Origin of the sequence: Micromonospora sp. NPDC093243 (genome assembly GCF_044753725.1) — a bacterium.
Classification (GTDB): domain Bacteria; phylum Actinomycetota; class Actinomycetes; order Mycobacteriales; family Micromonosporaceae; genus Micromonospora.
The window spans coordinates 411,682-431,345 of record NZ_JBIVNT010000005.1 but is presented as its reverse complement, the minus strand read 5'-3'; the positions used below and the strand labels follow the sequence as shown (position 1 = coordinate 431,345).

21 protein-coding genes are annotated in these 19,664 nt (G+C 73.4%); 11 read left to right on the top strand and 10 right to left on the bottom strand.

The features are described from left to right. Positions 1–6: 6 nt before the first annotated feature. Positions 7–822 carry a DUF3097 domain-containing protein gene (locus ACIP9D_RS19560; RefSeq protein WP_350872834.1) on the bottom strand — a complete coding sequence of 272 codons (816 nt, stop codon included), beginning with the start codon at positions 820–822 and terminating at the stop codon, positions 7–9. Positions 823–1,063: 241 nt separating this feature from the next. On the opposite strand from ACIP9D_RS19560, the gene ACIP9D_RS19555 reads away from it, so the two are divergent. Beyond that, positions 1,064–1,858 carry a hypothetical protein gene (locus tag ACIP9D_RS19555; protein ID WP_350872832.1) on the top strand — a complete coding sequence of 265 codons (795 nt, stop codon included), beginning with the start codon at positions 1,064–1,066 and terminating at the stop codon, positions 1,856–1,858. Positions 1,859–2,229: 371 nt separating this feature from the next. Continuing rightward, positions 2,230–3,735, top strand: a complete 1,506-nt coding sequence (locus ACIP9D_RS19550) for an FAD-binding oxidoreductase (protein ID WP_350872830.1) — start codon at positions 2,230–2,232, stop codon at positions 3,733–3,735. Between the two features lie 104 nt (positions 3,736–3,839). Here ACIP9D_RS19550 and ACIP9D_RS19545 read toward each other — a convergent pair whose 3' ends face one another. After that, the gene (locus ACIP9D_RS19545) at positions 3,840–4,277 is read right to left on the bottom strand and encodes a GNAT family N-acetyltransferase (protein WP_350872829.1); all 438 of its coding nucleotides are present in this window, start codon (positions 4,275–4,277) and stop codon (positions 3,840–3,842) included. Between the two features lie 22 nt (positions 4,278–4,299). Next, complete coding sequence (locus tag ACIP9D_RS19540; RefSeq protein WP_350872827.1) at positions 4,300–4,854, bottom strand: hypothetical protein; 555 nt, start codon at positions 4,852–4,854, stop codon at positions 4,300–4,302. Between the two features lie 141 nt (positions 4,855–4,995). On the opposite strand from ACIP9D_RS19540, the gene ACIP9D_RS19535 reads away from it, so the two are divergent. Both ACIP9D_RS19535 and ACIP9D_RS19530 read left to right on the top strand, forming a co-directional pair. Next, positions 4,996–5,430, top strand: a complete 435-nt coding sequence (locus tag ACIP9D_RS19535; protein WP_350872826.1) for a DinB family protein — start codon at positions 4,996–4,998, stop codon at positions 5,428–5,430. 4 nt (positions 5,431–5,434) lie between these two features. After that, positions 5,435–5,572, top strand: a complete 138-nt coding sequence (locus tag ACIP9D_RS19530) for a hypothetical protein (protein WP_350872824.1) — start codon at positions 5,435–5,437, stop codon at positions 5,570–5,572. Positions 5,573–5,693: 121 nt separating this feature from the next. Here ACIP9D_RS19530 and ACIP9D_RS19525 read toward each other — a convergent pair whose 3' ends face one another. From ACIP9D_RS19525 to ACIP9D_RS19510, 4 genes are all read right to left on the bottom strand, one after another. After that, positions 5,694–6,473, bottom strand: coding sequence for an HAD-IIA family hydrolase (locus tag ACIP9D_RS19525; RefSeq protein ID WP_350872822.1), 780 nt, complete (start codon positions 6,471–6,473; stop codon positions 5,694–5,696). 35 nt (positions 6,474–6,508) lie between these two features. Beyond that, positions 6,509–7,540, bottom strand: a complete 1,032-nt coding sequence (locus ACIP9D_RS19520; RefSeq protein ID WP_350872820.1) for a ferrochelatase — start codon at positions 7,538–7,540, stop codon at positions 6,509–6,511. Between the two features lie 77 nt (positions 7,541–7,617). Then, entirely contained in the window at positions 7,618–8,385 is a 768-nt protein-coding gene (gene fabI, locus ACIP9D_RS19515; RefSeq protein WP_350872818.1) for an enoyl-ACP reductase FabI, read from the bottom strand. 36 nt (positions 8,386–8,421) lie between these two features. Continuing rightward, the gene (locus ACIP9D_RS19510; RefSeq protein ID WP_350872817.1) at positions 8,422–9,126 is read right to left on the bottom strand and encodes a beta-ketoacyl-ACP reductase; all 705 of its coding nucleotides are present in this window, start codon (positions 9,124–9,126) and stop codon (positions 8,422–8,424) included. Between the two features lie 149 nt (positions 9,127–9,275). Between ACIP9D_RS19510 and ACIP9D_RS19505 the strand changes: the two genes are divergently transcribed. From ACIP9D_RS19505 to ACIP9D_RS19490, 4 genes are all read left to right on the top strand, one after another. Next, complete coding sequence (locus ACIP9D_RS19505; protein WP_350872815.1) at positions 9,276–10,502, top strand: histidine kinase; 1,227 nt, start codon at positions 9,276–9,278, stop codon at positions 10,500–10,502. After that, positions 10,499–11,161: a response regulator transcription factor gene (locus ACIP9D_RS19500; RefSeq protein WP_350872814.1), complete on the top strand. Its 663-nt coding sequence runs from the start codon at positions 10,499–10,501 to the stop codon at positions 11,159–11,161. The genes ACIP9D_RS19505 and ACIP9D_RS19500 overlap by 4 nt, the downstream gene beginning before the upstream one ends. A gap of 98 nt (positions 11,162–11,259) precedes the next feature. Next, positions 11,260–12,225 carry an alpha/beta hydrolase gene (locus tag ACIP9D_RS19495; RefSeq protein ID WP_350872812.1) on the top strand — a complete coding sequence of 322 codons (966 nt, stop codon included), beginning with the start codon at positions 11,260–11,262 and terminating at the stop codon, positions 12,223–12,225. Beyond that, positions 12,222–13,403 (top strand): acyltransferase family protein, encoded by a 1,182-nt coding sequence (locus ACIP9D_RS19490; protein ID WP_350872810.1) that lies wholly within the window; start codon positions 12,222–12,224, stop codon positions 13,401–13,403. The genes ACIP9D_RS19495 and ACIP9D_RS19490 overlap by 4 nt, the downstream gene beginning before the upstream one ends. A gap of 511 nt (positions 13,404–13,914) precedes the next feature. Here the strand turns inward: ACIP9D_RS19490 and ACIP9D_RS19485 are convergent. The 3 genes from ACIP9D_RS19485 to ACIP9D_RS19475 are packed head-to-tail and all read right to left on the bottom strand — an operon-like array spanning position 13,915 to position 16,942. Continuing rightward, entirely contained in the window at positions 13,915–14,865 is a 951-nt protein-coding gene (locus tag ACIP9D_RS19485) for a VWA domain-containing protein (protein ID WP_350872808.1), read from the bottom strand. Next, positions 14,862–15,857: a DUF58 domain-containing protein gene (locus ACIP9D_RS19480; protein WP_350872806.1), complete on the bottom strand. Its 996-nt coding sequence runs from the start codon at positions 15,855–15,857 to the stop codon at positions 14,862–14,864. The genes ACIP9D_RS19485 and ACIP9D_RS19480 overlap by 4 nt, the downstream gene beginning before the upstream one ends. Continuing rightward, positions 15,836–16,942: a MoxR family ATPase gene (locus ACIP9D_RS19475; RefSeq protein WP_350872805.1), complete on the bottom strand. Its 1,107-nt coding sequence runs from the start codon at positions 16,940–16,942 to the stop codon at positions 15,836–15,838. Before ACIP9D_RS19475 ends, ACIP9D_RS19480 begins: the two co-directional genes overlap by 22 nt. 240 nt (positions 16,943–17,182) lie before the next feature. On the opposite strand from ACIP9D_RS19475, the gene ACIP9D_RS19470 reads away from it, so the two are divergent. Genes ACIP9D_RS19470 through ACIP9D_RS19460 form a run of 3 tightly spaced genes read left to right on the top strand, consistent with a single transcriptional unit; the run spans position 17,183 to position 19,632 of the window. Next, complete coding sequence (locus ACIP9D_RS19470) at positions 17,183–17,413, top strand: hypothetical protein (RefSeq protein ID WP_350872803.1); 231 nt, start codon at positions 17,183–17,185, stop codon at positions 17,411–17,413. A 22-nt stretch (positions 17,414–17,435) separates the two neighbouring features. Continuing rightward, complete coding sequence (locus tag ACIP9D_RS19465; RefSeq protein ID WP_350872802.1) at positions 17,436–18,017, top strand: PH domain-containing protein; 582 nt, start codon at positions 17,436–17,438, stop codon at positions 18,015–18,017. Positions 18,018–18,060: 43 nt separating this feature from the next. Beyond that, positions 18,061–19,632 carry a PH domain-containing protein gene (locus ACIP9D_RS19460; RefSeq protein ID WP_350872800.1) on the top strand — a complete coding sequence of 524 codons (1,572 nt, stop codon included), beginning with the start codon at positions 18,061–18,063 and terminating at the stop codon, positions 19,630–19,632. The last annotated feature ends 32 nt before the right edge of the window (positions 19,633–19,664 follow it).

Genomic DNA, 19,664 nt, shown 5'->3' with positions numbered 1-19,664 from the left:
GGCGTGCTAGCCCGCGGGCTCGGTGACGAAGTCGATCAGGCGCTCCATCGCGTTGATCAGCGGGGTCTCCACGTCGGCGAAGCTGTCCACCCGGGACAGGATCCGCCGCCACATGTCGGCAGGCTCGGCTACCCCGAGCGCCGCGCAGACCCCCTCCTTCCACGGCCGCCCCGGTGGCACCACCGGCCAGGCCGCGATGCCGAGCGCCGCCGGCTTCACCGCCTGCCACACGTCCACGTAGGGGTGCCCGGTGACCAGCACGTGCGGGGAGGTGACCCCGGCCACGATCCGGCTCTCCTTGCTGCCCGGCACCAGGTGGTCGACGAGCACGCCCAACCGTCGCCCCGGCCCGGGCCCGAAGGTCCGCACCTCCGCGGCCAGCGCGTCGATGCCGTCCAGCGGCTCCACCACCACGCCCTCGATCCGCAGGTCGTCGCCCCAGATCCGTTCGACCAGCGCGGCGTCGTGCACCCCTTCGACCCAGATCCGGCTCGCCTTGGCGACCTGGGCGCGTACCCCCTGCACGGCGATCGAACCGGAGGCGGTCCGGCGGCGCGGCGCCGGCGCGGTGGTCCGGGTCGGGCGGCGCAGTGTCACCGGCTGGCCGTCGAGCAGGAACGCCGCCGGCAGCATCGGGAAGTTGCGCCGCCGGCCGTGCCGGTCCTCCAGCACCACCGCACCCTGCTCGAAACCGACCACCGCGCCGCAGAAGCCGGAGTCCGCGTCCTCGACCACCAGGTCGGGCTCGGCGTCGACCTCCGGCACGGCCTTGCGCCGTCGCCAGTCCCCCGCCAACACGTCGTTCTCGTACCGCCGCCCCATGTAGATCAAGCTAACCGCCGTCGCCTCCCCCGACACCCCGACGCGCCGCCGACCCGCTGTGTCGATCATGCAGGTGTGGTGCCTCACGAACCGTCACGATCCGCCGAGAACGCCCACCACGACCGCATGATCGACGCTGGGCTGGGTAGCGCGACGGGGGCGAAGCGGGCAGTTGGGGGCACGCGGCGCGGCCGGGGCGGCAGCCGAGACACGGCCGGTGGTGACCACGTACCCTTTCGGCATGTCCACCCCCGCAACGGGCGCGGCGACGCTGGCGCCCCGCCGGTCGAGCCGGTTCGTTGCCTGGATACGCGCATGGCGTGCCGGGCTGGTGCCCTACGACGAGGTCGCCGACGCGATCGCCGGCGACGAGGAGCACCTGGTCGCCGACGCCCCCGGCACCTGGACCGACGTCCCGCTCGGCGACGCGCTGCCCACCCTGGCCAAGCTCTCGCCCGACGAGATCCGCCTGGTGCTGCCCGCCCCGGGCGACCCGCGCGGGCTGCCCGGCCCCGGCGACTTCGCCGGCGCGGCGCTGCTCGCCGGTGAAGCGGTGGTGGCCGGCAGCCTGGGCCTGATCCCGCAGGTCCGCATGCACACCTCCGGCTCCGGCGACACCTTCGAGACGGTGCTCTGGCGGGTCTACCCACTGCCCCCGAATGCCCCGGCTGCCTCGCTGACCCTGCCCGGCGCCGCAGAGGCGGAGGCGGAGCTGGCCGCCGCGCTGGCCGAGACGACTGCCGCTCTGACCCGGCTCGACGTCGCCCAGTGGCGGCCCGAGTTGGCCGGGGCGTTGGAGGCGCTGCGCCGCCCGGACGGTGCCACCGACCTTCCGCCCGGCTTCGACCCGCGGGCCCGTCGGCTCTTCGCCCGGGCCGCCGTGCTGGATCGGGTGCTCGCGCTGGCCGGGCACGCCGCACCCGGCGGCGCGATCAACAACTATGAGGCCCAGCAGCGCGACGCGGCGCTGCGCCCACTCACCACGGCGTGCCGACAGGCGCTGGTCGCGGCCTGCAACGCCCCGCTGCGCCCCTGACGGGAGGCACCGCGATGCAGACCGCGCTCGCCTGGGCCCTCGCCGCCGTCGAGGTCCTGTTCCTCGGCTGGACGATCGCCGTGATCAGGCGCCGGACGAGGCCGAACCGGTAGCGACGGGCGCTGGTACGTCGCGCCAACCCTTGAGTTGCCGGCAGGGCGCGTCAGTCCACGGTCGAAAGTCTCCGGGCGCCGGGAAACCCTCAGCGGCCAACGCCTGTCCGCCCACAGGAGGCGGTCCGACGTCACCCGACCGGGTTCCGTGACAAGGTCTCACAAACTCGGACAAACCTCTCGTATTACCGTCGGTAGCGCGCCGGCTGGAAGACAAGAGTCCTCTTGGTCGAAGACCGGTGAAACCCGTTCGAGAGGATGCGGACCATGCACGACCTTTCTCGCCGCGAACTGCTCAAGGCGACGGCAGCCGTTGGCGCCGGAGCGGTCGTTCTCCCGGGCCTCGTGTCCGGAGGCACTCCGGCCATTGCGGACGGACCCGCCTGGTCCTCCACCGAAAAATGCCCACCGGCGCAGTTGACCGGCCGCATCGTCCGGCCGACCGACCCTGGATATGCGCGGGCGAGCCTCGGCTGGGACGAACTCTTCGTTCGCTATCCGCTGGTCATCGTCTTCGCCCAGGAGACACAGGACGTGGTCAACGCCCTGACCTGGGCGCGGCAGAACGATGTGGCGTTGCGGGTACGAAGCGGCCGGCACAGCCTGGAGGGCTGGTCGAATGTGGACAACGGCATCGTCATCGACGTCAGCGAGCTGAAGTCAGCCCAGATCGACCCTGCCACCCGCACCGCGAAGGTCGGCGCCGGGCTCAACCAACTGGAGGCGGTGACCGCGCTCAGCGACCAGGGTTTCGCGGTGACGACCGGAACGGAAGGCAGCGTTGGCCTGTCCGGTGCCACGCTCGGCGGCGGCTTCGGCTTCCTCACCCGCTACCTCGGTATGGCCTGCGACAACCTGATCGGGGCGGAGGTCGTCGTCGCGTCGGGGGCCGACGGGGCGCGGGCGATCGAGGTGGACCTTGGCAATCACTCGGACCTGCTCTGGGCGCTCCGCGGAGCGGGAAACGGCAACTTCGGGATCGTCACCTCACTCACCTACAAGGTGGCTCCACTGAAGAAGGTCGCCTACCTGCAGGCGACCTGGGAGGGCCTCGACAACCTGCACGAGGTCTTCGACACCTGGCAGCGCGTCGCACCGTTCAGCGACTACCGCCTCGGCACCCAGCTTGAGATCCACAAATCCCAGATCCTGCTCTTCGGCGTCCTCGCGGACGGCCGGGAGGCAGAGGTGAGAGAACTGCTGGAACCGCTGCTCTCGATCGGCAGCCCCGCCGTCACCGTGCAGACCGGGGCCTGGGGTGACGTGTATGCCGGATTCCAGATCCCGACCGAGGACGAGCCGGCGAACTGGAAGTTCTTCTCGCAGTTCACCAACGAGCCCTTCCCGAAGCAGGCGATCAGCCTGATCCGCGAATTCATGGATAAGGCCCCCTCGGAGGACAGCAACTTCTTCACCCAGGCCTTCGGCACCGGGGCCCAGACGAGGGAACCGCGCGGCGGCGCGGCGTTCCCGCATCGCGACGCGCTCTTCTACTCCGAGCCCGGCGCCGGCTGGGGCACCCGCGGAGAGCCGGACAGCGGCGACGCCCTCACCCCGATCGCCCAGACCTGGATCGCCGAGTTCAGCCAGGCGCTGCGACCCTATGTGGACGGCGCCTACGTCAACGTGCCGAACATCGGCATGGCGGAATGGGAAACCGCCTACTGGGGCTCCAACTACAACCGGTTGCGCAAGATCAAGGGCAAGTACGATCCGCACAACGTCTTCCAGTACGAGCAGAGCATCCCACCGGCGTCGTGCTGAACCGTCGTCACCCTCGGGACCCGGTCCTGGTCAGGCACGAGCTTCGTGACCTGGCCAGGCCGGAGACCGACCGACGGCCCGGCCGTGGCCGCCGGCGCGCCGGGTCACGACGGTCGAGCCACGTACGCTGTCTTGACGTCGTCGGAGAACCCGCAGGCTTTGTAGAAGGCGTGCGTCGCCGGCCTGCGTGAGCCGGTCATCAGCATCGCCTTGTAACAGCCCGCATCCCAGGCGGCCTGAAGCGTGCCGGCCATGATCTCCCTGCCCAGGCCTGTTCCTCGCCGCGATTCCTCGACGACGACGTTCTCGATCACGGCGTAGGGCGACGCCGACCGGGTGATGTTGGGGATCACGTTGAGGTACGTCGTGGCGACGACGGCCCCATCCCGTTCGAGCACGAAGAGATGCAGCGCTGGAGAGCCCAGGATCTGCTGGAAAGCCGCGGCGTCAGAGCCGTCCCTCAGAACCGGATCGTCGGGTTGCAGTTGCCGGTAGAGGCGGATGATCTGCTCGAAGTCACCAGGCCGAGCCGCACGGAACATGAATGGAGCGTAAGCGCAGACCCTAGGCAGCCTGAGCCAGGGCAACTCGGGCCGCCGTGACGAACGAGTCCCTGTGCCTTGTCCGCTCCTCGATCGCGGTGAGCCGCTCCGGCTGGAAGAGGGCGGACATCGGAACACCCGCCGAATCGGAACGCGCATCGCGGATCAGTCGGAGTTGCAGGCGCCACTCCTCGTTGATGCTTCTCATGACAAGCTCCGCTTCCCGGGCGAGTTCATCCGGCCCCTCGAGGAGGACGAGGTTGTACGCCTCGTCAAGAGTCCGCAGAGCCAGATACGTCTCGTTGGACGTCGACCGGATCGCGTCGTGATCCTGCTGCAGCCAGTTCCCGTCGAGACGTCGATAGGCCTGATCACAGGCGCTGAGAAAGCCCACGTAGGAATCCCGGCGAAGTTGGTCCCTGCGCGCCGTGCGCTGCTCCGCTCGCTCGGCACGTGCGACGGCAAGGCTGTTGGCCATCTGCAGCCGCGAGGCCCACACACCGATCAGCCCGGTGATGGCGGCTGCGGCAAGCGTGGACAGGGATGCGACCAGCGCGACGGCGACGGTGTCTTGCATGCGATCCATCATCGCCAGGAGCGGCAAGCCTCTGTAACCCACCACGTCCTAATTGGACGGCTCGACAACAGGCTGCGGTAGCCGGTCTGCCCGTCCGAGAGCGGGGCAGTGCCGACACCCAACGGATGCCATAGTGGCGCGATGAAGGCAGACCTGCACAGTTACCTGAAGGGTGGCCGCGACGCGCTGCTGTGGAAGCTCGACGGACTCAGCGAATACGATATTCGCCGCCCGCTGACGCGGACCGGCACCAACCTGCTCGGTCTGGTGAAACACTCGGCGGTCTGCGAGATCCTCTACTTCGGCGTCGTGTTCGGCCGGCCGTTCGAGCAGGAGCTGCCGTACGTCGGCGACGGAGCGGAAACCAATGCCGACATGTGGGCGACCGCGGATGAGACCCGCGAGGAGATCGTCGCTCTGTACCGTCGCGCGAGCGCCCACGCCGACGCCACCATCGAAGCCCTCGCCCTGGATGACGTCGGCCGCGTGCCGTGGTGGGGCGATCCGGCGGTCACCTTGCACCACGTCCTGGTCCACGTCATCGCGGAAACACAACGGCACGCCCGGCCACGCTGACATCGTGCGCGAACTCGTCGACGGCGCGGCCGGGCTGCTGCCCAGGAACGACAACCTGCCCCCCGCCGACGAGTCATGGTGGCTGGACTACCGCCAGCGCGTGGAGCAGGCCGCCCTCGACGCCAGCAAACGCAGCGACTAGCTGTTCTGTCGATCATCGCCGTCCGGCCGTCGACGAACGATTGGAGGTCGTCGACCAGCACGATCCGTGGCGGGTTCTCGGTGACCACGCGCTCATCCTTCGCCCGGCGCCTCGGGCCGGGTCAGAGCTCGTCGATCAGGTCGGCGACGGAGTCGACGATCCGCGACGGGCGGTACGGGTAGCGCTCCGCCTCGGTCCGGGTGCTGATCCCGGTGAGCACCAGGATGGTCTCCAGCCCGGCCTCCAGGCCGCAGAGGATGTCGGTGTCCATCCGGTCGCCGATCATCGCGGTGCTCTCCGAGTGCGCGTTGATGGTGTTCAACGCGGATCGCATCATCATCGGGTTGGGCTTGCCGACGAAGTACGGCTCGACGCCGGTCGCCTTGGAGATCATCGCGGCCACCGAACCGGCGGCGGGCAGCGCGCCCTCGACCGAGGGGCCGGTCACGTCGGGGTTGGTGCAGATGAAGCGGGCCCCGTCGTTGATCAGGCGGATCGCCTTGGTGATCGCCTCGAAGCTGTAGGTGCGGGTCTCCCCCAGCACCACGTAGTCGGGAGCGAAGTCGGTCAGCACGTAGCCGACCGCGTGCAGGGCCGTGGTGAGCCCGGCCTCGCCGATGACGTACGCGGTGCCGCCCGGCCGCTGGTCGCCGAGGAACTGCGCGGTGGCCAGCGCGGACGACCAGATCGCCTGCTCCGGCACATCCAGCCCCATCCGGCTGAGCCGGGCCTGGAGGTCGCGCGGTGTGTAGATCGAGTTGTTGGTGAGCACCAGGAACGGCTTGCCGGAGGCGCGCATCCGCTTGATGAACTCGGGCGCGCCGGGAACCGGCTGCCCCTCGTGCACCAGGACGCCGTCCATGTCGGTGAGCCAGCTCTCCACGGGCTTGCGGTCATGCATCGGTCATCCCAAGGGGTCTGAGGGTCGGGTCGGTGTCACGGGCGGCGGGGCGGCACGCAGCAGACCGCCGGGCAGGTGTCCCAGAGCGGCAGCTCGCCGAGGCGTCGGCGCAGCCGTACCCCGTCGGGGTCGGTCCGTTCGGTGACCAGTTCCCGGACCATCGCCACGAAGCGCGGGTCGGTGCCGGGAGTGCCCGCCCGGACGAAGTCCAGGCCGAGCTGCTTGGCTGTCTCCAGCGCCTCGGTGTCCAGGTCCCAGACCACCTCCAGGTGGTCGGAGACGAACCCGATCGGGCTGACCACGACGCTGGTGGTGGTGCCCGCCTGGGCCAGCGCCGCCAGGTGGTCGTTGACGTCGGGCTCCAGCCACGGCACGTGCGGCGGGCCGGAGCGGCTCTGCCAGACCAGGTCGTACGGCAGGTCGGGCGCCGCCGCGGCGGCCACCAGCCGGGCCGTCTCGCGCAGCTGCGCCTCGTACCGGCCGCCGTGCGGGCCGGCGCTGGCGGCCATCGAGGTGGGCACCGAGTGGGCGGTGAAGACCAGCCGGGTGCTGTCCCGCTTCGCCGGATCGAGCTGCTCCAGCGCCGCCCGCACCGCGTCGACGTGCGGCTCGACGAAGCCCGGGTGGTCCCAGAACTGGCGGAGCTTCTCGATCATCGGGGCGTCCGGGCCGACCGCGGCCCGGGCGGCGGCGATGTCCTCCTGGTACTGCCGGCACGAGGAGTAGCCGCCGTAGGCGCTGGTGACGAAGGCGAGCGCGTTGGTCACCCCGTCGTCGCGCATCTGCGTCACGGTGTCGGCGAGCATCGGGTGCCAGTTCCGGTTGCCCCAGTAGACCGGCAGGTCGAGGCCGTGCGCGGCGAAATCGGCCCGGATCGCGGCGAGCAGCTCCCGGCTCTGCTGGTTGATCGGGGAGACCCCACCGAAGTGCTGGTAGTGCTCGGCGACCTCGGCCAGCCGCTCCGGCGGCACGCCGCGTCCCCGGGTGACGTTCTGCAGGAACGGCATCACGTCCTCGGGCCGCTCCGGTCCTCCGAAGCTCACCAGCACCACCGCGTCGTACGCCATGGCCTCATTCTTCCCCGCGGCCGGTGCCGACCCGGCGACGGCCCCCGGATTGTCCGGGAGCCGTCGGCGGGCGCGGCTCAGGCGCCGAGGGCGTGGTAGCCGCCGTCGACGTGCACGATCTCGCCGGTGGTGGCCGGGAACCAGTCGGAGAGCAGGGCCAGGCAGGCCCGGGCGGCGGGCTCCTGGTCGGTGAGGCTCCAGCCCAGCGGGGCGCGCTCGGTCCACGCCTCCTCGAACTGGTCGAAGCCGGGGATCGACTTCGCGGCCATGGTCCGCAGCGGACCGGCGGAGACCAGGTTGCTGCGGATGCCCTGCTTGCCCAGGTGCAGCGCCAGGTAGCGGGAGGCCGACTCCAGCCCGGCCTTGGCCACGCCCATCCAGTCGTAGACCGGCCACGCCTTGGTCGCGTCGAAGGTGAGCCCGACCACCGCGCTGCCGGCGGACATCAGCGGCAGCGCGGCCACCGCGAGGGACTTGTACGAGTACGTCGAGACGTGCAGCGCGGTGGCGACGTCCTCCCACGGGGCGTCGAGGAAGCCGCCGCCGAGGCAGCTCTGCGGCGCGAAGCCGATCGAGTGGACCAGCCCGTCGAGCCCGTCGACGTGCTCGCGGACCTTGTCGGCGAGCCCGGCGAGGTGCTCCGGGTTGGTCACGTCGAGCTCGATCACCGGGGCGGGCTCGGGCAGCCGCTTGGCGATCCGCTCCACCAGGGAGAGCCGGCCGAAACCGGTCAGCACGACCTGCGCGCCGTTCTCCTGGGCGAGCTTCGCCACCGAGAAGGCGATCGAGGCGTCGGTGATGACGCCGGTGACCAGCAGCCGCTTACCGGCCAGGAGTCCGGACATGCAGGAGTTCCTCCGTCTGAGTCGTGGTGATCTGCGTCAGTGGCCCATGCCGAGGCCGCCGTCGACCGGGATGACGGCGCCGGAGATGTAGCCCGCGGTGTCGCCGGCCAGCCAGGTGACCACGCCGGCCACCTCGTCCGGAGTCGCCATCCGGCCCGCCGGGATCGACTTGCGGATCTCCGCCTTGCGCTCGTCCGTCAGCACGGCGGTCATGTCCGTGTCGATGAAGCCCGGCGCGACCACGTTGGCGGTGATGTTGCGGCTGCCCAGCTCCCGGGTGATCGAGCGGGCCACACCGACCAGGCCGGCCTTGCTGGCGGCGTAGTTGACCTGGCCTGCGCCGCCGGACAGGGCGACCACCGAGGAGACGAAGATCATGCGGCCCCACCGGGCCCGGAGCATCTTGGCCGAGGCGCGCTTGGCGCAGCGGAACGCGCCGGTCAGGTTCGTGTCCAGCACCCGGGTGAACTGCTCCTCCGACATCCGCAGCAGCAGCGTGTCGTCGGTGACCCCGGCGTTGGAGACCAGCACCTCGACCGGCCCCAGCTCCGCCTCGATCGCGGTGAACGCCGCGTCCAGCGACTCGGCGTCGGTCACGTCACACCGGACGCCGAAGAAGCCCTCGGGGGCCTCGCCGCTGCGGTGCGTGACCGCAACCCGGTCGCCCTGCTTGGCGAAGGCCTGCGCGATGGCCAGGCCGATCCCCCGGTTACCTCCGGTAACCAGCACTGTACGAGCCACGGTGGTTCCTCCAAAGATCGCTGCGGCTTGGAGACTAGGCGTTACCGCAGGGTAATCACTAACCACCCCGACGTCGTACCGTGGTACGACCCGCGGGATCACCCTGCGGGAGCACGACCCGGCCGACCCGCCGAACTACCCTGCGGAGGGTGGATCGCCGTCACCTGCTTGGCGCCCTGGCCGCCCTGCGCCGCACCTTCGCCGGGCCGGACTACCCGGCGGTCCGGCTACCGCTGCGGCGCTGGCCCCGCGCAGCCGCCCTCGCCCCGACCGTCGGGCTGTTCGCGCTGGTCGTGCTGACCCTGATCACCGCGCAGTTCCTGCTCGACTCGCGGAAGCTGCCCGTCGCCACCGCCTGGCTGATCGCGATCCTCACCGTCGCACCGCTGCCACTCCTGCTGGCCCGGCCGCTGTGGGCCTGGCGGATCATGTTCCTCGGGCAGTTGTTCGGCACGTTCAACCGGCGTCCGACCGACGACTGGCCGTGGAGCCCCACCCAGATCCTGATCATCATCGTGGTGCTGACCGTGGTGGCCGCACGGGTCGACCGGGCCGTCCTGGTCTGGGTCGGGCTGTTCAGCCTCATCCCGGTCTGGATCTTCGTCTCGCCGAACAACCAGGTCGGTGTCTGCCTGCTGTTCCTGGTGCTTCTCCTGCTCGGCGACCTGGTGGGCCGCAACGTCCGCACCCGCCGTGCACTGGCCGAGCAGGCCGAGCTGAGCGAGCTGGAGAAGGCCCGCCGGGCGGTGCTGGAGGAGCGCACCCGGATCGCCCGGGAGCTGCACGACGTGGTCGCCCACCACATGTCGATGCTCGCGGTACGGGCCGAGACCGCGCCGTACCGGCTCGAAGCGGTGCCCGAGCCGGCGCGCGCCGAGTTCGTCGCCATCGCCGACTCCGCCCGCGCGGCGCTGACCGACATGCGGCGGCTGCTCGGCGTGCTGCGCAGCGAGTCGGACGAGGCGCGGACCGCACCGCAGCCCGGCCTCGCGGAGCTGCCCGCGCTGGTCGAGTCCGCCGAACGGGCGGGCATGGCGGTGACCCTGGACACCGACGTACCCACCGAGCCGCCGGCACCCGTGGGCCTGGCCACCTACCGGATCGTCCAGGAAGGGCTGGCCAACGCCGCCCGTCACGCCGCCGGCGCGGTGGTGCGCGTCACGCTGCGCGCCCGCGACGGCGAGCTGGCCGTACGCGTGGTCAACGACGGCGGCGGCACGCCAGGACCGGCCGGGCGGGGCGGCGGGCACGGGCTGACCGGCATGCGGGAGAGGGCCGTCTCCCTCGGCGGTACGTTCACCGCCGGACCCACCGACGACGGCGGCTACGCGGTGGACGCGCTGCTGCCCTGTGACCGGGAGGACGGGGAGCGATGATCCGGGTGCTGATCGTCGACGACCAGGCGATGGTGCGGCAGGGCTTCGGGGCGCTGCTGGCCGCCCAGCCGGACCTGCTCGTGGTCGGTGACGCCGCGGACGGCGCGCAGGCGGTCGCCGCCGCCCGCCGGCTCGACCCGGACGTGGTGCTGATGGACGTGCGGATGCCGGTGCTCGACGGGCTCGCCGCGACCCGCAAGCTGCTCGGCGACCGGCCCGCCGAGCGGCCGCGGGTGCTCATCCTCACCACCTTCGACCTGGACGACTACGTCTACGAGGCGCTGCGCGCCGGGGCCAGCGGATTCCTGCTCAAGGACGCCCCGGCCGCCGACCTGGTGCACGCCGTCCGGGTGGTCGCGGCCGGGGACGCGCTGCTCGCCCCGGCGGTGACCCGCCGGCTGATCGCCGAGTTCGCGGCCCGGCCGGAGCGGCGCCGACCCCGCCCGGTCGAGCTGGCCGCGCTGACCCCGCGGGAGACCGAGGTGCTGCGGCTGATCGCCCGGGGCCGCTCCAATCAGGAGATCGCCGCCGACCTGGTGGTCGCCGAGCAGACCGTGAAGACGCACGTCGGGCGGATCCTGGCCAAGCTGCACCTGCGCGACCGGGCCCAGGCGGTGGTGCTGGCCTACGAGACGGGTCTGGTCGCCGCCGGCGAGTAGCCCCCGGGTAGCGGGGTGAACCCGGCTCTGCGGGGTGACGCCCACACCGCGGTGCCGCCCGCACTCTCCCCCCGGAAGATCCGGAAGGGAGAGACGCGATGAACTGGACACGTGCCACTCGGGCCGGGCTGGCCGCCCTGCTCGGCGTCGGGCTGGTCCTGCCCGGCCCGGCGGAGCCGGTCGCGGCGGGCGCCTTCGTCGAGGCGTACCCGGTCACCGCGGCGGCGATGCGCGCGGCCGGCCCCCCGTACGCCGACTGGGCGGCCCAGGGTCGCCGGTTCCTGCTCTTCGACCCGCGCGGCGACGGACGCGCGGTGGAGGTACGCGGCGATCTGACCACCGCGGACCGGATCGTGGTGCTGGTGCCCGGCGTGGGCAGCACCCTGCGCGACTTCGACCGGGGGCTGGGCGGAGTGGCCCGGCGCGCCCCTGCGGTGCAGGCCGACGAGCTGTACCGGGCGCTGCGGGCGGCCGACCCGCACGCCCGGGTGGCGGTGCTGGCCTGGCTCGGCTACGACCCGCCGGACGGGGTACTCACCGCGGCCGGCTCGGCGGACGCCCGACACGGCGCGGTCGCGCTCGGCGGCCTGCTCGGCGCGCTGGTCGCGCACCGCCCGGCGGCCGCCGTGACGCTGGTCGGGCACAGCTACGGAGCGCTGGTGGTGGGGCTGGCCGCGGCGGACGCCCCGGCGCAGGTCACCGACGTGGTGACCCTCGGTGGCATCGGCACCGGGGTGGACCGGGCGACGGCGCTCGGCGCCGACCGGCGGGTCTGGGCGGCCGAGGCGGCCGACGACTGGGTCCGGCGGGTGCCGGCGGTCCGGCTGCCCGGTCTCGGGCACGGTCGACGGCCCGCCGACCCCGGCTTCGGGGCGCGCATCCTGCCGGTGACCGGCGTCCACGGACACGACGGCTACCTGGTTCCCGGCGGCGCGACGCTGGCCGCGCTGGTCTCGGTCGCGCTCACCGGCGGCGCCGACACCCGGCCCGCCACCGTCGGCGGCGACCACCAGCCGGGCGGCCCCGGCGCGGCCCGGACGGCCGGCGCGGGGGTGGCCCGATGACGCGGGACCGGGCGATCGACGCCCTGCGCGGGTACGCCGTGGGCGGGGTGGTGCTCGGGCACTGGCTGGTGACCGGGCTGGTACTCACCTCCGACGGGTCGCTGCACCAGGCCAGCCCGCTCGCCGCGATGCCCGCCCTGGCACCGGCCACCTGGCTGCTGCAGACGCTCGGGCTCTTCTTCTTCACCGCCGGGTACGCCTCGGCCCGCTCGGTCGCCCGGCATCGGGGCGGCCCGGCCGGCTGGCTCGCCCGGCGGCTGCGCCGGCTGGTGCTGCCCACCGTCGCGCTGCTCGGCGCCGGCGCCGCGGTGCTGCTGGTGGCCACCGTCGTCGGCACCCCCGACGGCACCCTCGCGGTCGCGCTGACCCTGGCGGTGAGCCCGCTCTGGTTCCTGCTGCCGCTCGCCGCCCTGGTGGCGCTGACCGTCCCGCTGCGCGCCGCCGTACGCCGGTGGGGTCCGTGGTGGTGCGCCGCGCCGGCGGTCGCCGCGGTGGCCGGGGCGGACCTCGCCGCCCGGCTGCTGCCGACGGCCGGTGGGCTGCTGCCGGTCAGCCTGTTGGCCGCCTGGGCGGTGCCGTATCTGCTCGGGCTGGCACATGCCGACGGGCGGCTCGCCGGGCGTCGCCCGGCGGCCGGGCTGGCGCTCGCCGGAATGGTCGCCCTCGCCGCCCTGATCGCCGCCGGCTATCCGGCGAGCGCCGTCGGGGTGCCCGGTGCGGCGATGTCCAACCTGAATCCGCCGTCGCTGCTCGCGGTCGCCCTGGCGGGCACCCAGATCGGTCTGGGGCTGCTCGCCCGGCCGGCGCTGCTGCGGCTCACTGCCCGGCCGGGTCCCGGCCGGGCGGTCGAGGCCGTCAACCGGCACGCGGTGCGGATCTACCTCTGGCACCAGCCGGTGCTGGTCGGGGTCAGCGCGCTCGCCGCCCGCGCCGGCGCGGCGCTGCCCGGCCTGCACACCCCGCCGGACGGCGCGGCCTGGGTGGTCGCCCGGCTCGGCTGGTTGCCGGTGCTGGCGCTGCTGTTGGCGGCCCTGGTCGCCGGGCGGTGGCCGCAACCCCGGCGCCTCGACACGCGCAGCGCTCCGACCGGCCGCCCACCCCGTTCCGCGGGCCACCGCGGGCGGTGTCCGGAGCCGGCCGGCACGGAGGGCCTCGGCCACCGGGAGGGGGCGCGGTAGGCCGGTCGGCCGAGTGCGCGGCGGGGCCTCCCGGGGTGTACGATCATCAACGTTCCGGGCCCCGCCGACCGCAGGAGGTGATCGCTGTGCGAGATAGCGATCCTCCTAGTCGTGGCCGGGCCGATCGTCAGCCCCGCTGAGCCACGGCTCCAGCAGGTGAGCTGACCCAGCTCCGCTCCCGCCCGTTCCGCTCCCCGGCCCCGCGCCGGGGATCGTGAGCTGCGCCGCCCACACCCCGGGCGGCCCCGGGAGCCGCCCGGTCACGACTTCGTGTGCGCGTCCTGATCCATTCAACGGACCGCCCCTGCCCATGGGCTGTCCAGTCGCCACCCGGAGCCCCTCATGAGCCGCTACATCGCCCCGCTCGGATTCACCCTCGCCGCCGTCTGGGTGGCCGTCGTCTTCGTCCTCGCCGGTCACTGAACCGCACACCGCGCCGTTCCCCGACACCGACCCGCCGCCCTCGCGGTCGACCGAGTTCAAGCCGGCCGACCACGAGGACGGCCGGCCGTCACAGCATCCGGGACGACCAGAGCAGGCTGAGCGCGCCGGCGCAGAGCGCGAGCAGCAGCGCCACCCCGGCGTACCACTGGGTGACCTCCCGAGGTTCGGTACGGAACCCGATCGAGCTGCCCATGTCCTGGTAGACCTGCTTCAGCTCGCTCACCGACGCCGCCTCGTAGAAGAACCCCTCGGTGGTCTCGGCCAGCTCCGCCAGGGCCAGCCGGTCCACCGGGACGCGTTGAAGCTGCCCGCCGATGTCGACCTGCCCGCCGTCGGTGCCGAACGCGATCGTGGAGACCGGCACATTGGCCGCCTGCGCGGCGGCAGCCGCCTCCTCCACCGAGCGGCCGGAGGTCCGGTAGCCGTCGGAGAGCAGCACGATCCGCGCCGGCGGGATCTCGGCCGCGCCGTCGGCGGGCACCGACCGGATCGCCTCCAGGCAGGTGAAGACGGCCTCTCCGGTCGCGGTCGCCTCGGCCAGCACCAGCCCGTCGATCGCGCTGGTCACCGCACCCCGGTCCTTGGTCGGCGGCACCAGCACGTTCGCCGACTTCGCGAACGAGACCAGCCCCAGGTTGTAGCTCTCCGGCAGCTCGCCGACGAACTGCTTGGCCGCCTCCTGGGCGGCCTCCAGCCGGTTCGGCGCCACGTCGTCGGCCTGCATGGAGAGCGACACGTCGATGGCGAGCATCACGGTGGCCCGTTCCAGTGGCTCCCGGGTGTCCACCGCCGGACGGGCCAGGGCGGTGGCCAGCACCAGCAGGCAGAGCAGGAACGCGGTCGCCGGCACGTGCCGCCGCCAGCCCAGCCCCTTCGGGGCGAGGGTGCGCAGCAGGTCCACATTGGTGAACCGCATCGCGTACGCCCGGCGGTGCAGCTGCCGCCACACGTAGAGCGCGGCGAGGGCGAGCACGGGCAGCACGGCCAGCAGCCACCACGGTTGCAAGAAACGGATCATCGTGTCGTCCCCCGGGTGCGGGCGTGCCGCTGCGCGGCCACGAAGCGCACCATGTCCAGCAGCCAGTCTCGGTCGGTACGCAGGCGCAGATGGGCGGCGCCGGCGGCGCGCAGCGCGGCGGAGATCGCGGCCCGCTGGGCCGTGGCCGCCTCGGCGTAGCGGCGGCGCAGCGCCGGGTCGCCGGTCTGCACCTCATGCAGCTCGCCGGTCTCCGGGTCGACCACCGGCAGCACCCCGACGTCGGGCAGCTCCAGCTCGCGCGGGTCGACCACCTCGATGGCCAGCACGTCGTGACGCACCCGCAGCTTGCGCAGCGGCCGCGCCCACTGCTCGGGCGGGGCGAGGAAGTCGGAGATGACCACCGCCACGCCGCGCCGCCGGGGCGGCCGGTTGAGCATGTCGACCAGGGCGCCCAGGTCGCTGCGGCCGGGCCGGACGTCGGTGCCGGCGATCGCGCGCAGCAGGCCCTGCGCCTCCTTGCGGCCGTTGCGGGCGGCGAGCCGGGTCAGCACTCCCGGCCCGGACGCCGGCGGTACGCCACGGCGGCGGCCGGTCGGCGGGGTGCCGCCGCCGGTGCCGACCACCGCGCCGATCCGGTTGCCGCCGCGGACGGTCAGGTGGGTGATCGCGGCCACGGCGGCCACCACCACCTCCCGCTTGAGCCACTGCCCGGTGCCGAAGTCCAGGCTGGCCGAGAGGTCCACCGCCAGCCACGTCTCCAGCTCCCGGTCGGCGACCGTCCGCCGGACGTGCGGCATGGTGGTACGCGCGGTCACCGGCCAGTCCATCCGGCGCACGTCGTCGCCGGGCCGGTACTCGCGCGACTCCCCCGCCTCGCTGCCCGGGCCGGGCAGCAGGCCGGCGTAGTCGCCCTGGAGCAGGCCGTCGAGCTTGCGGGTGACCAGCAGTTGGAGCCGGGAGAGCACGGCCTCCGACCGGTCACCGGTGGCGGGGCGAGGGGTGGCTGAGGTCACGGGCGCGGCCCGGGCCACCCGGCGCCCGGCGGCGCGACGGTCGGCGTCGGCGTGGCCTGCTGCCGGGGCGCGACCGAGGGCAGCGGGATGGTGGACATCACCCGGTGCACGATGTGGTCGGCCGGCACGTCGTCGGCGAGCGCGTCATAGCTGAGGACCAGGCGGTGGCGCAGGATGTCGGGGGCGATGTCCTGGACGTCCTGCGGCAGCGCGTAGTCCCGGCCGCGCAGCAGCGCCAGCGCCCGGGTGGCCCGGACCAGCCCGAGCGAGGCGCGCGGGCTCGCTCCGTACTGGATCAGCTGCGCGACGTCCGGCATGCCGTGCTCGGCCGGGGCCCGGGTGGCGAGCACCAGCCGGACCGCGTAGTCGACCAGCGCGTTGTGCACGAAGACCTGGTCGGCCTTGCGTTGCAGCGCGATCAGGTCGGGGGTGCTGAACACCGCCGACGGTTCCGGCGCGGCGACGCCCATCCGGTAGACGATTTCCCGTTCCTCGGCGTCGGTCGGGTAGCCGACGACGATCTTCATGAGGAAGCGGTCCCGCTGCGCCTCCGGCAGCGGGTAGACACCCTCCTGCTCGATCGGGTTCTGGGTGGCCATCACCAGGAACGGGTCCGGCACCCGGTGGGTCTCCCCGCCGATGGAGACCTGCCGCTCGCTCATCACCTCCAGCAGCGCCGACTGGACCTTGGCCGGCGCGCGGTTGATCTCGTCCGCGAGCAGGAAGTTGACGAAGACGGGACCGAGCTCCACGTCGAACTTCTCGCTGGACTGCCGGTAGATCCGGGTGCCCATGATGTCGGCCGGCACCAGGTCCGGGGTGAACTGCACCCGGGCGAACGAGCCGCCGACCACCTTGGCGAGGGTCTCCACGGCCAGGGTCTTGGCCACCCCGGGGACCCCCTCCAGCAGGCAGTGACCACGGGCGAGCAGGGCGACGACCATCCGCTCCACCATCCGGTCCTGCCCGACGATCACCCGCTTGATCTCGAAGAGCGCCCGTTCCAGCAGGGTCGCGTCCTCGGCGGGAGTGGTCGCCGGCGCGGGCGGCTGCGGTGCCGCCCCGTTCGGTGTCGGGGCGTCGGGCGTGGTCGGCTGGGCCACCGGTCCTCCACAGCATGATCGGTTGTCGCGGCGTGGTGCGTATCAAGACTCGCATGCCCGGCTGAGTGCCGAGGTGGGGAGAAGCCGATTTTCGCCGCGCCGTCCCAGCCGGTCGAATCGCCATTCTCGGGGTGGACAGGTACCGGTTGACCGCGTGTACGATTCACCCCGTCGCCGGGCGGCTCCCCCCGTGGCCGCCCGGCGCTCAACTTCTCTCCCCGCCGACCTAGACTGGCCGGGATGAGCTTCCCCTCCCCCGCCGACGAGCCGCTGATCTGCTCGGCCAAGGGGTGTCGCGCACCGGCACTCTGGGCGTTGCGGTGGAACAATCCCCGCCTGCACGACGCCGACCGGCGCAAGACCTGGCTCGCCTGCGCCACGCACCGCGAGACGCTCGGCGACTTTCTCGACGCCCGGGGCTTCCTGCGTGCGGTCGCACCGCTGTCCGGATCGCCTACGCTCGAAGCGTGAGCGCGCAGAACGGATCTCTCCGGTGACCGGAGCCGAGTCCACCGGGCGGCCGGCCGCCGCCGGACCGCCGCCAACGCCGACGCCCGGCCCGCCGTCCGTCCCGCCGGGGCCGGTCCCCGGGCCGCTGGAACCCTGGCCGGAGACCGTCCGGTGGCAACCGATCTCCCGGGACCTGATCTGGGTGGAGCTGGTCCGGCTCGCCGTGGTGCTGGCCGTCGTGGTGCTGGTGGCGGTGATCGGCTGGGCGCTCAGCGGCCACTGGCTGTTCGGCGTGGGCCTCGCCGTCGCCCTGCTGCTCGGCGCCGTCCGGGCCTTCTCCATCGTCCGGGCGGTTCGGGCCTGGGGCTACGCGGAGCGCGACGACGACCTGCTGGTCCGGCACGGGCTGCTGGTCCGCCGGCTCTCCATCGTGCCGTACTCCCGGATGCAGTTCGTCGACGTCAGCGCCGGGCCGCTGGAGCGCGCCTTCGACCTGGCCACCGTCCAGCTGCACACCGCGGCGGCGGCCAGCGACGCCCGGGTGCCCGGGCTGCGGCCGGCCGAGGCGTCCCGGCTGCGCGACCGGCTCACCGCCCTGGGCGAAGACCGGGCGGAGGGGCTGTGACCGGCCGGCCCGGCTCGCCGCCGGTGACCGTGGGGCCGCCCCGATGAGCGACGCTCCGGCCGAGCCGGGTCCCCGTCCGTCGGCGCCGGACCCCGGGCCGCCCCGCGAGCCGGGCGCCGCCGCGCCGTACCCGGCGGTCCCGTACCCCGGACCGCCGCCGTACGGCGGTGCGCCGCCGTACCCGGTGGCGGCGTATCCGCCGACCGGGGCGCCGCAGCCGGCGGGACCGTACGCACCGCCCGCGCCCGGTACGCCGGGTGGCCCGGAGGAGCCGCGGCGGCGGTTGCACCCGCTGAGCCCCGCGCTGCACGGGGCGAAGTCACTGGTCGTGGTGATCGCCGGGCTCTCCTGGTCGACGCTGTCCCGGGTGGGCTTCGGCTGGTTCGCCGCGATGGTCGCCGTCCTGGCGGTGGGTGCGACGGTGCTCTCGGTGATCAGCTGGTACAACACCGGTTACCACGTGGTCGGCCGGGAACTGCGGGTCCACGAGGGGCTGCTCTGGCGGCGGACCCGGGCCATCCCGCTGGAACGGTTACAGGCCGTGGAGGTGGTCCGGCCACTGCTCGCGCAGCTCACCGGGCTCGCCGAGCTGCGCCTCGAGGTGGTCGGCGGCGGCAAGACCGAGGCACCGCTGGCGTACCTGAGCGTGGCCGACGCCGCCGCGCTGCGGGAGCGGCTGCTGATCCTGGCCGGCCGGGCCGGGCAGCCGGGCGCCGCCCCGGCCGCCGCAGCCGGGACCGCCGCCCCGACCGGCCCGGCGTCGGCCGCGGCGGGCGCACCGGCGGCACCTGCGACGGTGCCGCCCGGCCGGCCGCTGCACGCGGTACGCAACCAGGACCTGCTGGTCAGCCAGCTGCTCACCCCGCAGGCGTTCCTGCTGCCGTTCGGCGTGGCCTTCGTGGTGGCGCAGTTCCTCTCCGAGGACTCCTGGTCGTTCATCGCGGTGGCGAGCACCCTCACCGCGATGGCCGGTGTGCTGCTGCAACCGGTGCGCCGGGTGCTCGACGACTGGAACTTCCGGCTGGCCCGCGACGAGGGGACGCTGCGGGTGCGCAACGGCCTGCTGGAGACCCGGGCGCAGACCGTCCCGCTGGACCGGGTGCAGACCCTGCGGGCCACCTGGCCGCTGCTCTGGCGGATGAAGGGCTGGCTCCGGCTGCGCCTGGAGGTGGCCGGCTACTCGATCGGCGAGGCCGACGAGCGCAACCGCCCGGACCGGCTGCTGCCGGTCGGTGAGCTGCCCACCGCCGAGATGATCGTCGCCGAGGTGCTGCCCGGGGTACAGCTTGCCGGGCTGCCGTTCAGCCCGCCGCCGCCGCGGGCACGCTGGCTGCACCCGCTCAGCCGCGGCGCGCTCGGCGCGGGGCTGCACGATCGGGTCTTCGCGGTCCGGTCCGGGCTGCTCACCCGCCAGGCCGCCGTCGTGCCGTACGCCCGGATCCAGAGCGTGCGGGTGGTGCAGGGGCCGCTGCAGCGGCGGCTCGGCCTGGCCACGGTGCACGCGGACACCGCGGGCGGCCCGGGCGCGGCGGCCGAGGACCGCGACGTCGCCGAGGCCTGGGCGATCGCCGCCGAGCTGACCAGGCGCAGCCACGCCGCCCGCCGAGCCGGCTGACCCGGCCGGCGCGTTCGCAGGGTCGCCGGCCG

Coding starts and splice junctions, on each gene's coding strand:
- ACIP9D_RS19560 (WP_350872834.1), bottom strand. CDS start 822: ATGGGGCGGCGGTACGAGAACGACGTGTTGGCGGGGGACTGGCGACGG.
- ACIP9D_RS19555 (WP_350872832.1), top strand. CDS start 1,064: ATGTCCACCCCCGCAACGGGCGCGGCGACGCTGGCGCCCCGCCGGTCG.
- ACIP9D_RS19550 (WP_350872830.1), top strand. CDS start 2,230: ATGCGGACCATGCACGACCTTTCTCGCCGCGAACTGCTCAAGGCGACG.
- ACIP9D_RS19545 (WP_350872829.1), bottom strand. CDS start 4,277: ATGTTCCGTGCGGCTCGGCCTGGTGACTTCGAGCAGATCATCCGCCTC.
- ACIP9D_RS19540 (WP_350872827.1), bottom strand. CDS start 4,854: ATGCAAGACACCGTCGCCGTCGCGCTGGTCGCATCCCTGTCCACGCTT.
- ACIP9D_RS19535 (WP_350872826.1), top strand. CDS start 4,996: ATGAAGGCAGACCTGCACAGTTACCTGAAGGGTGGCCGCGACGCGCTG.
- ACIP9D_RS19525 (WP_350872822.1), bottom strand. CDS start 6,473: ATGCATGACCGCAAGCCCGTGGAGAGCTGGCTCACCGACATGGACGGC.
- ACIP9D_RS19520 (WP_350872820.1), bottom strand. CDS start 7,540: ATGGCGTACGACGCGGTGGTGCTGGTGAGCTTCGGAGGACCGGAGCGG.
- fabI (WP_350872818.1), bottom strand. CDS start 8,385: ATGTCCGGACTCCTGGCCGGTAAGCGGCTGCTGGTCACCGGCGTCATC.
- ACIP9D_RS19500 (WP_350872814.1), top strand. CDS start 10,499: ATGATCCGGGTGCTGATCGTCGACGACCAGGCGATGGTGCGGCAGGGC.
- ACIP9D_RS19495 (WP_350872812.1), top strand. CDS start 11,260: ATGAACTGGACACGTGCCACTCGGGCCGGGCTGGCCGCCCTGCTCGGC.
- ACIP9D_RS19490 (WP_350872810.1), top strand. CDS start 12,222: ATGACGCGGGACCGGGCGATCGACGCCCTGCGCGGGTACGCCGTGGGC.
- ACIP9D_RS19485 (WP_350872808.1), bottom strand. CDS start 14,865: ATGATCCGTTTCTTGCAACCGTGGTGGCTGCTGGCCGTGCTGCCCGTG.
- ACIP9D_RS19470 (WP_350872803.1), top strand. CDS start 17,183: ATGAGCTTCCCCTCCCCCGCCGACGAGCCGCTGATCTGCTCGGCCAAG.
- ACIP9D_RS19460 (WP_350872800.1), top strand. CDS start 18,061: ATGAGCGACGCTCCGGCCGAGCCGGGTCCCCGTCCGTCGGCGCCGGAC.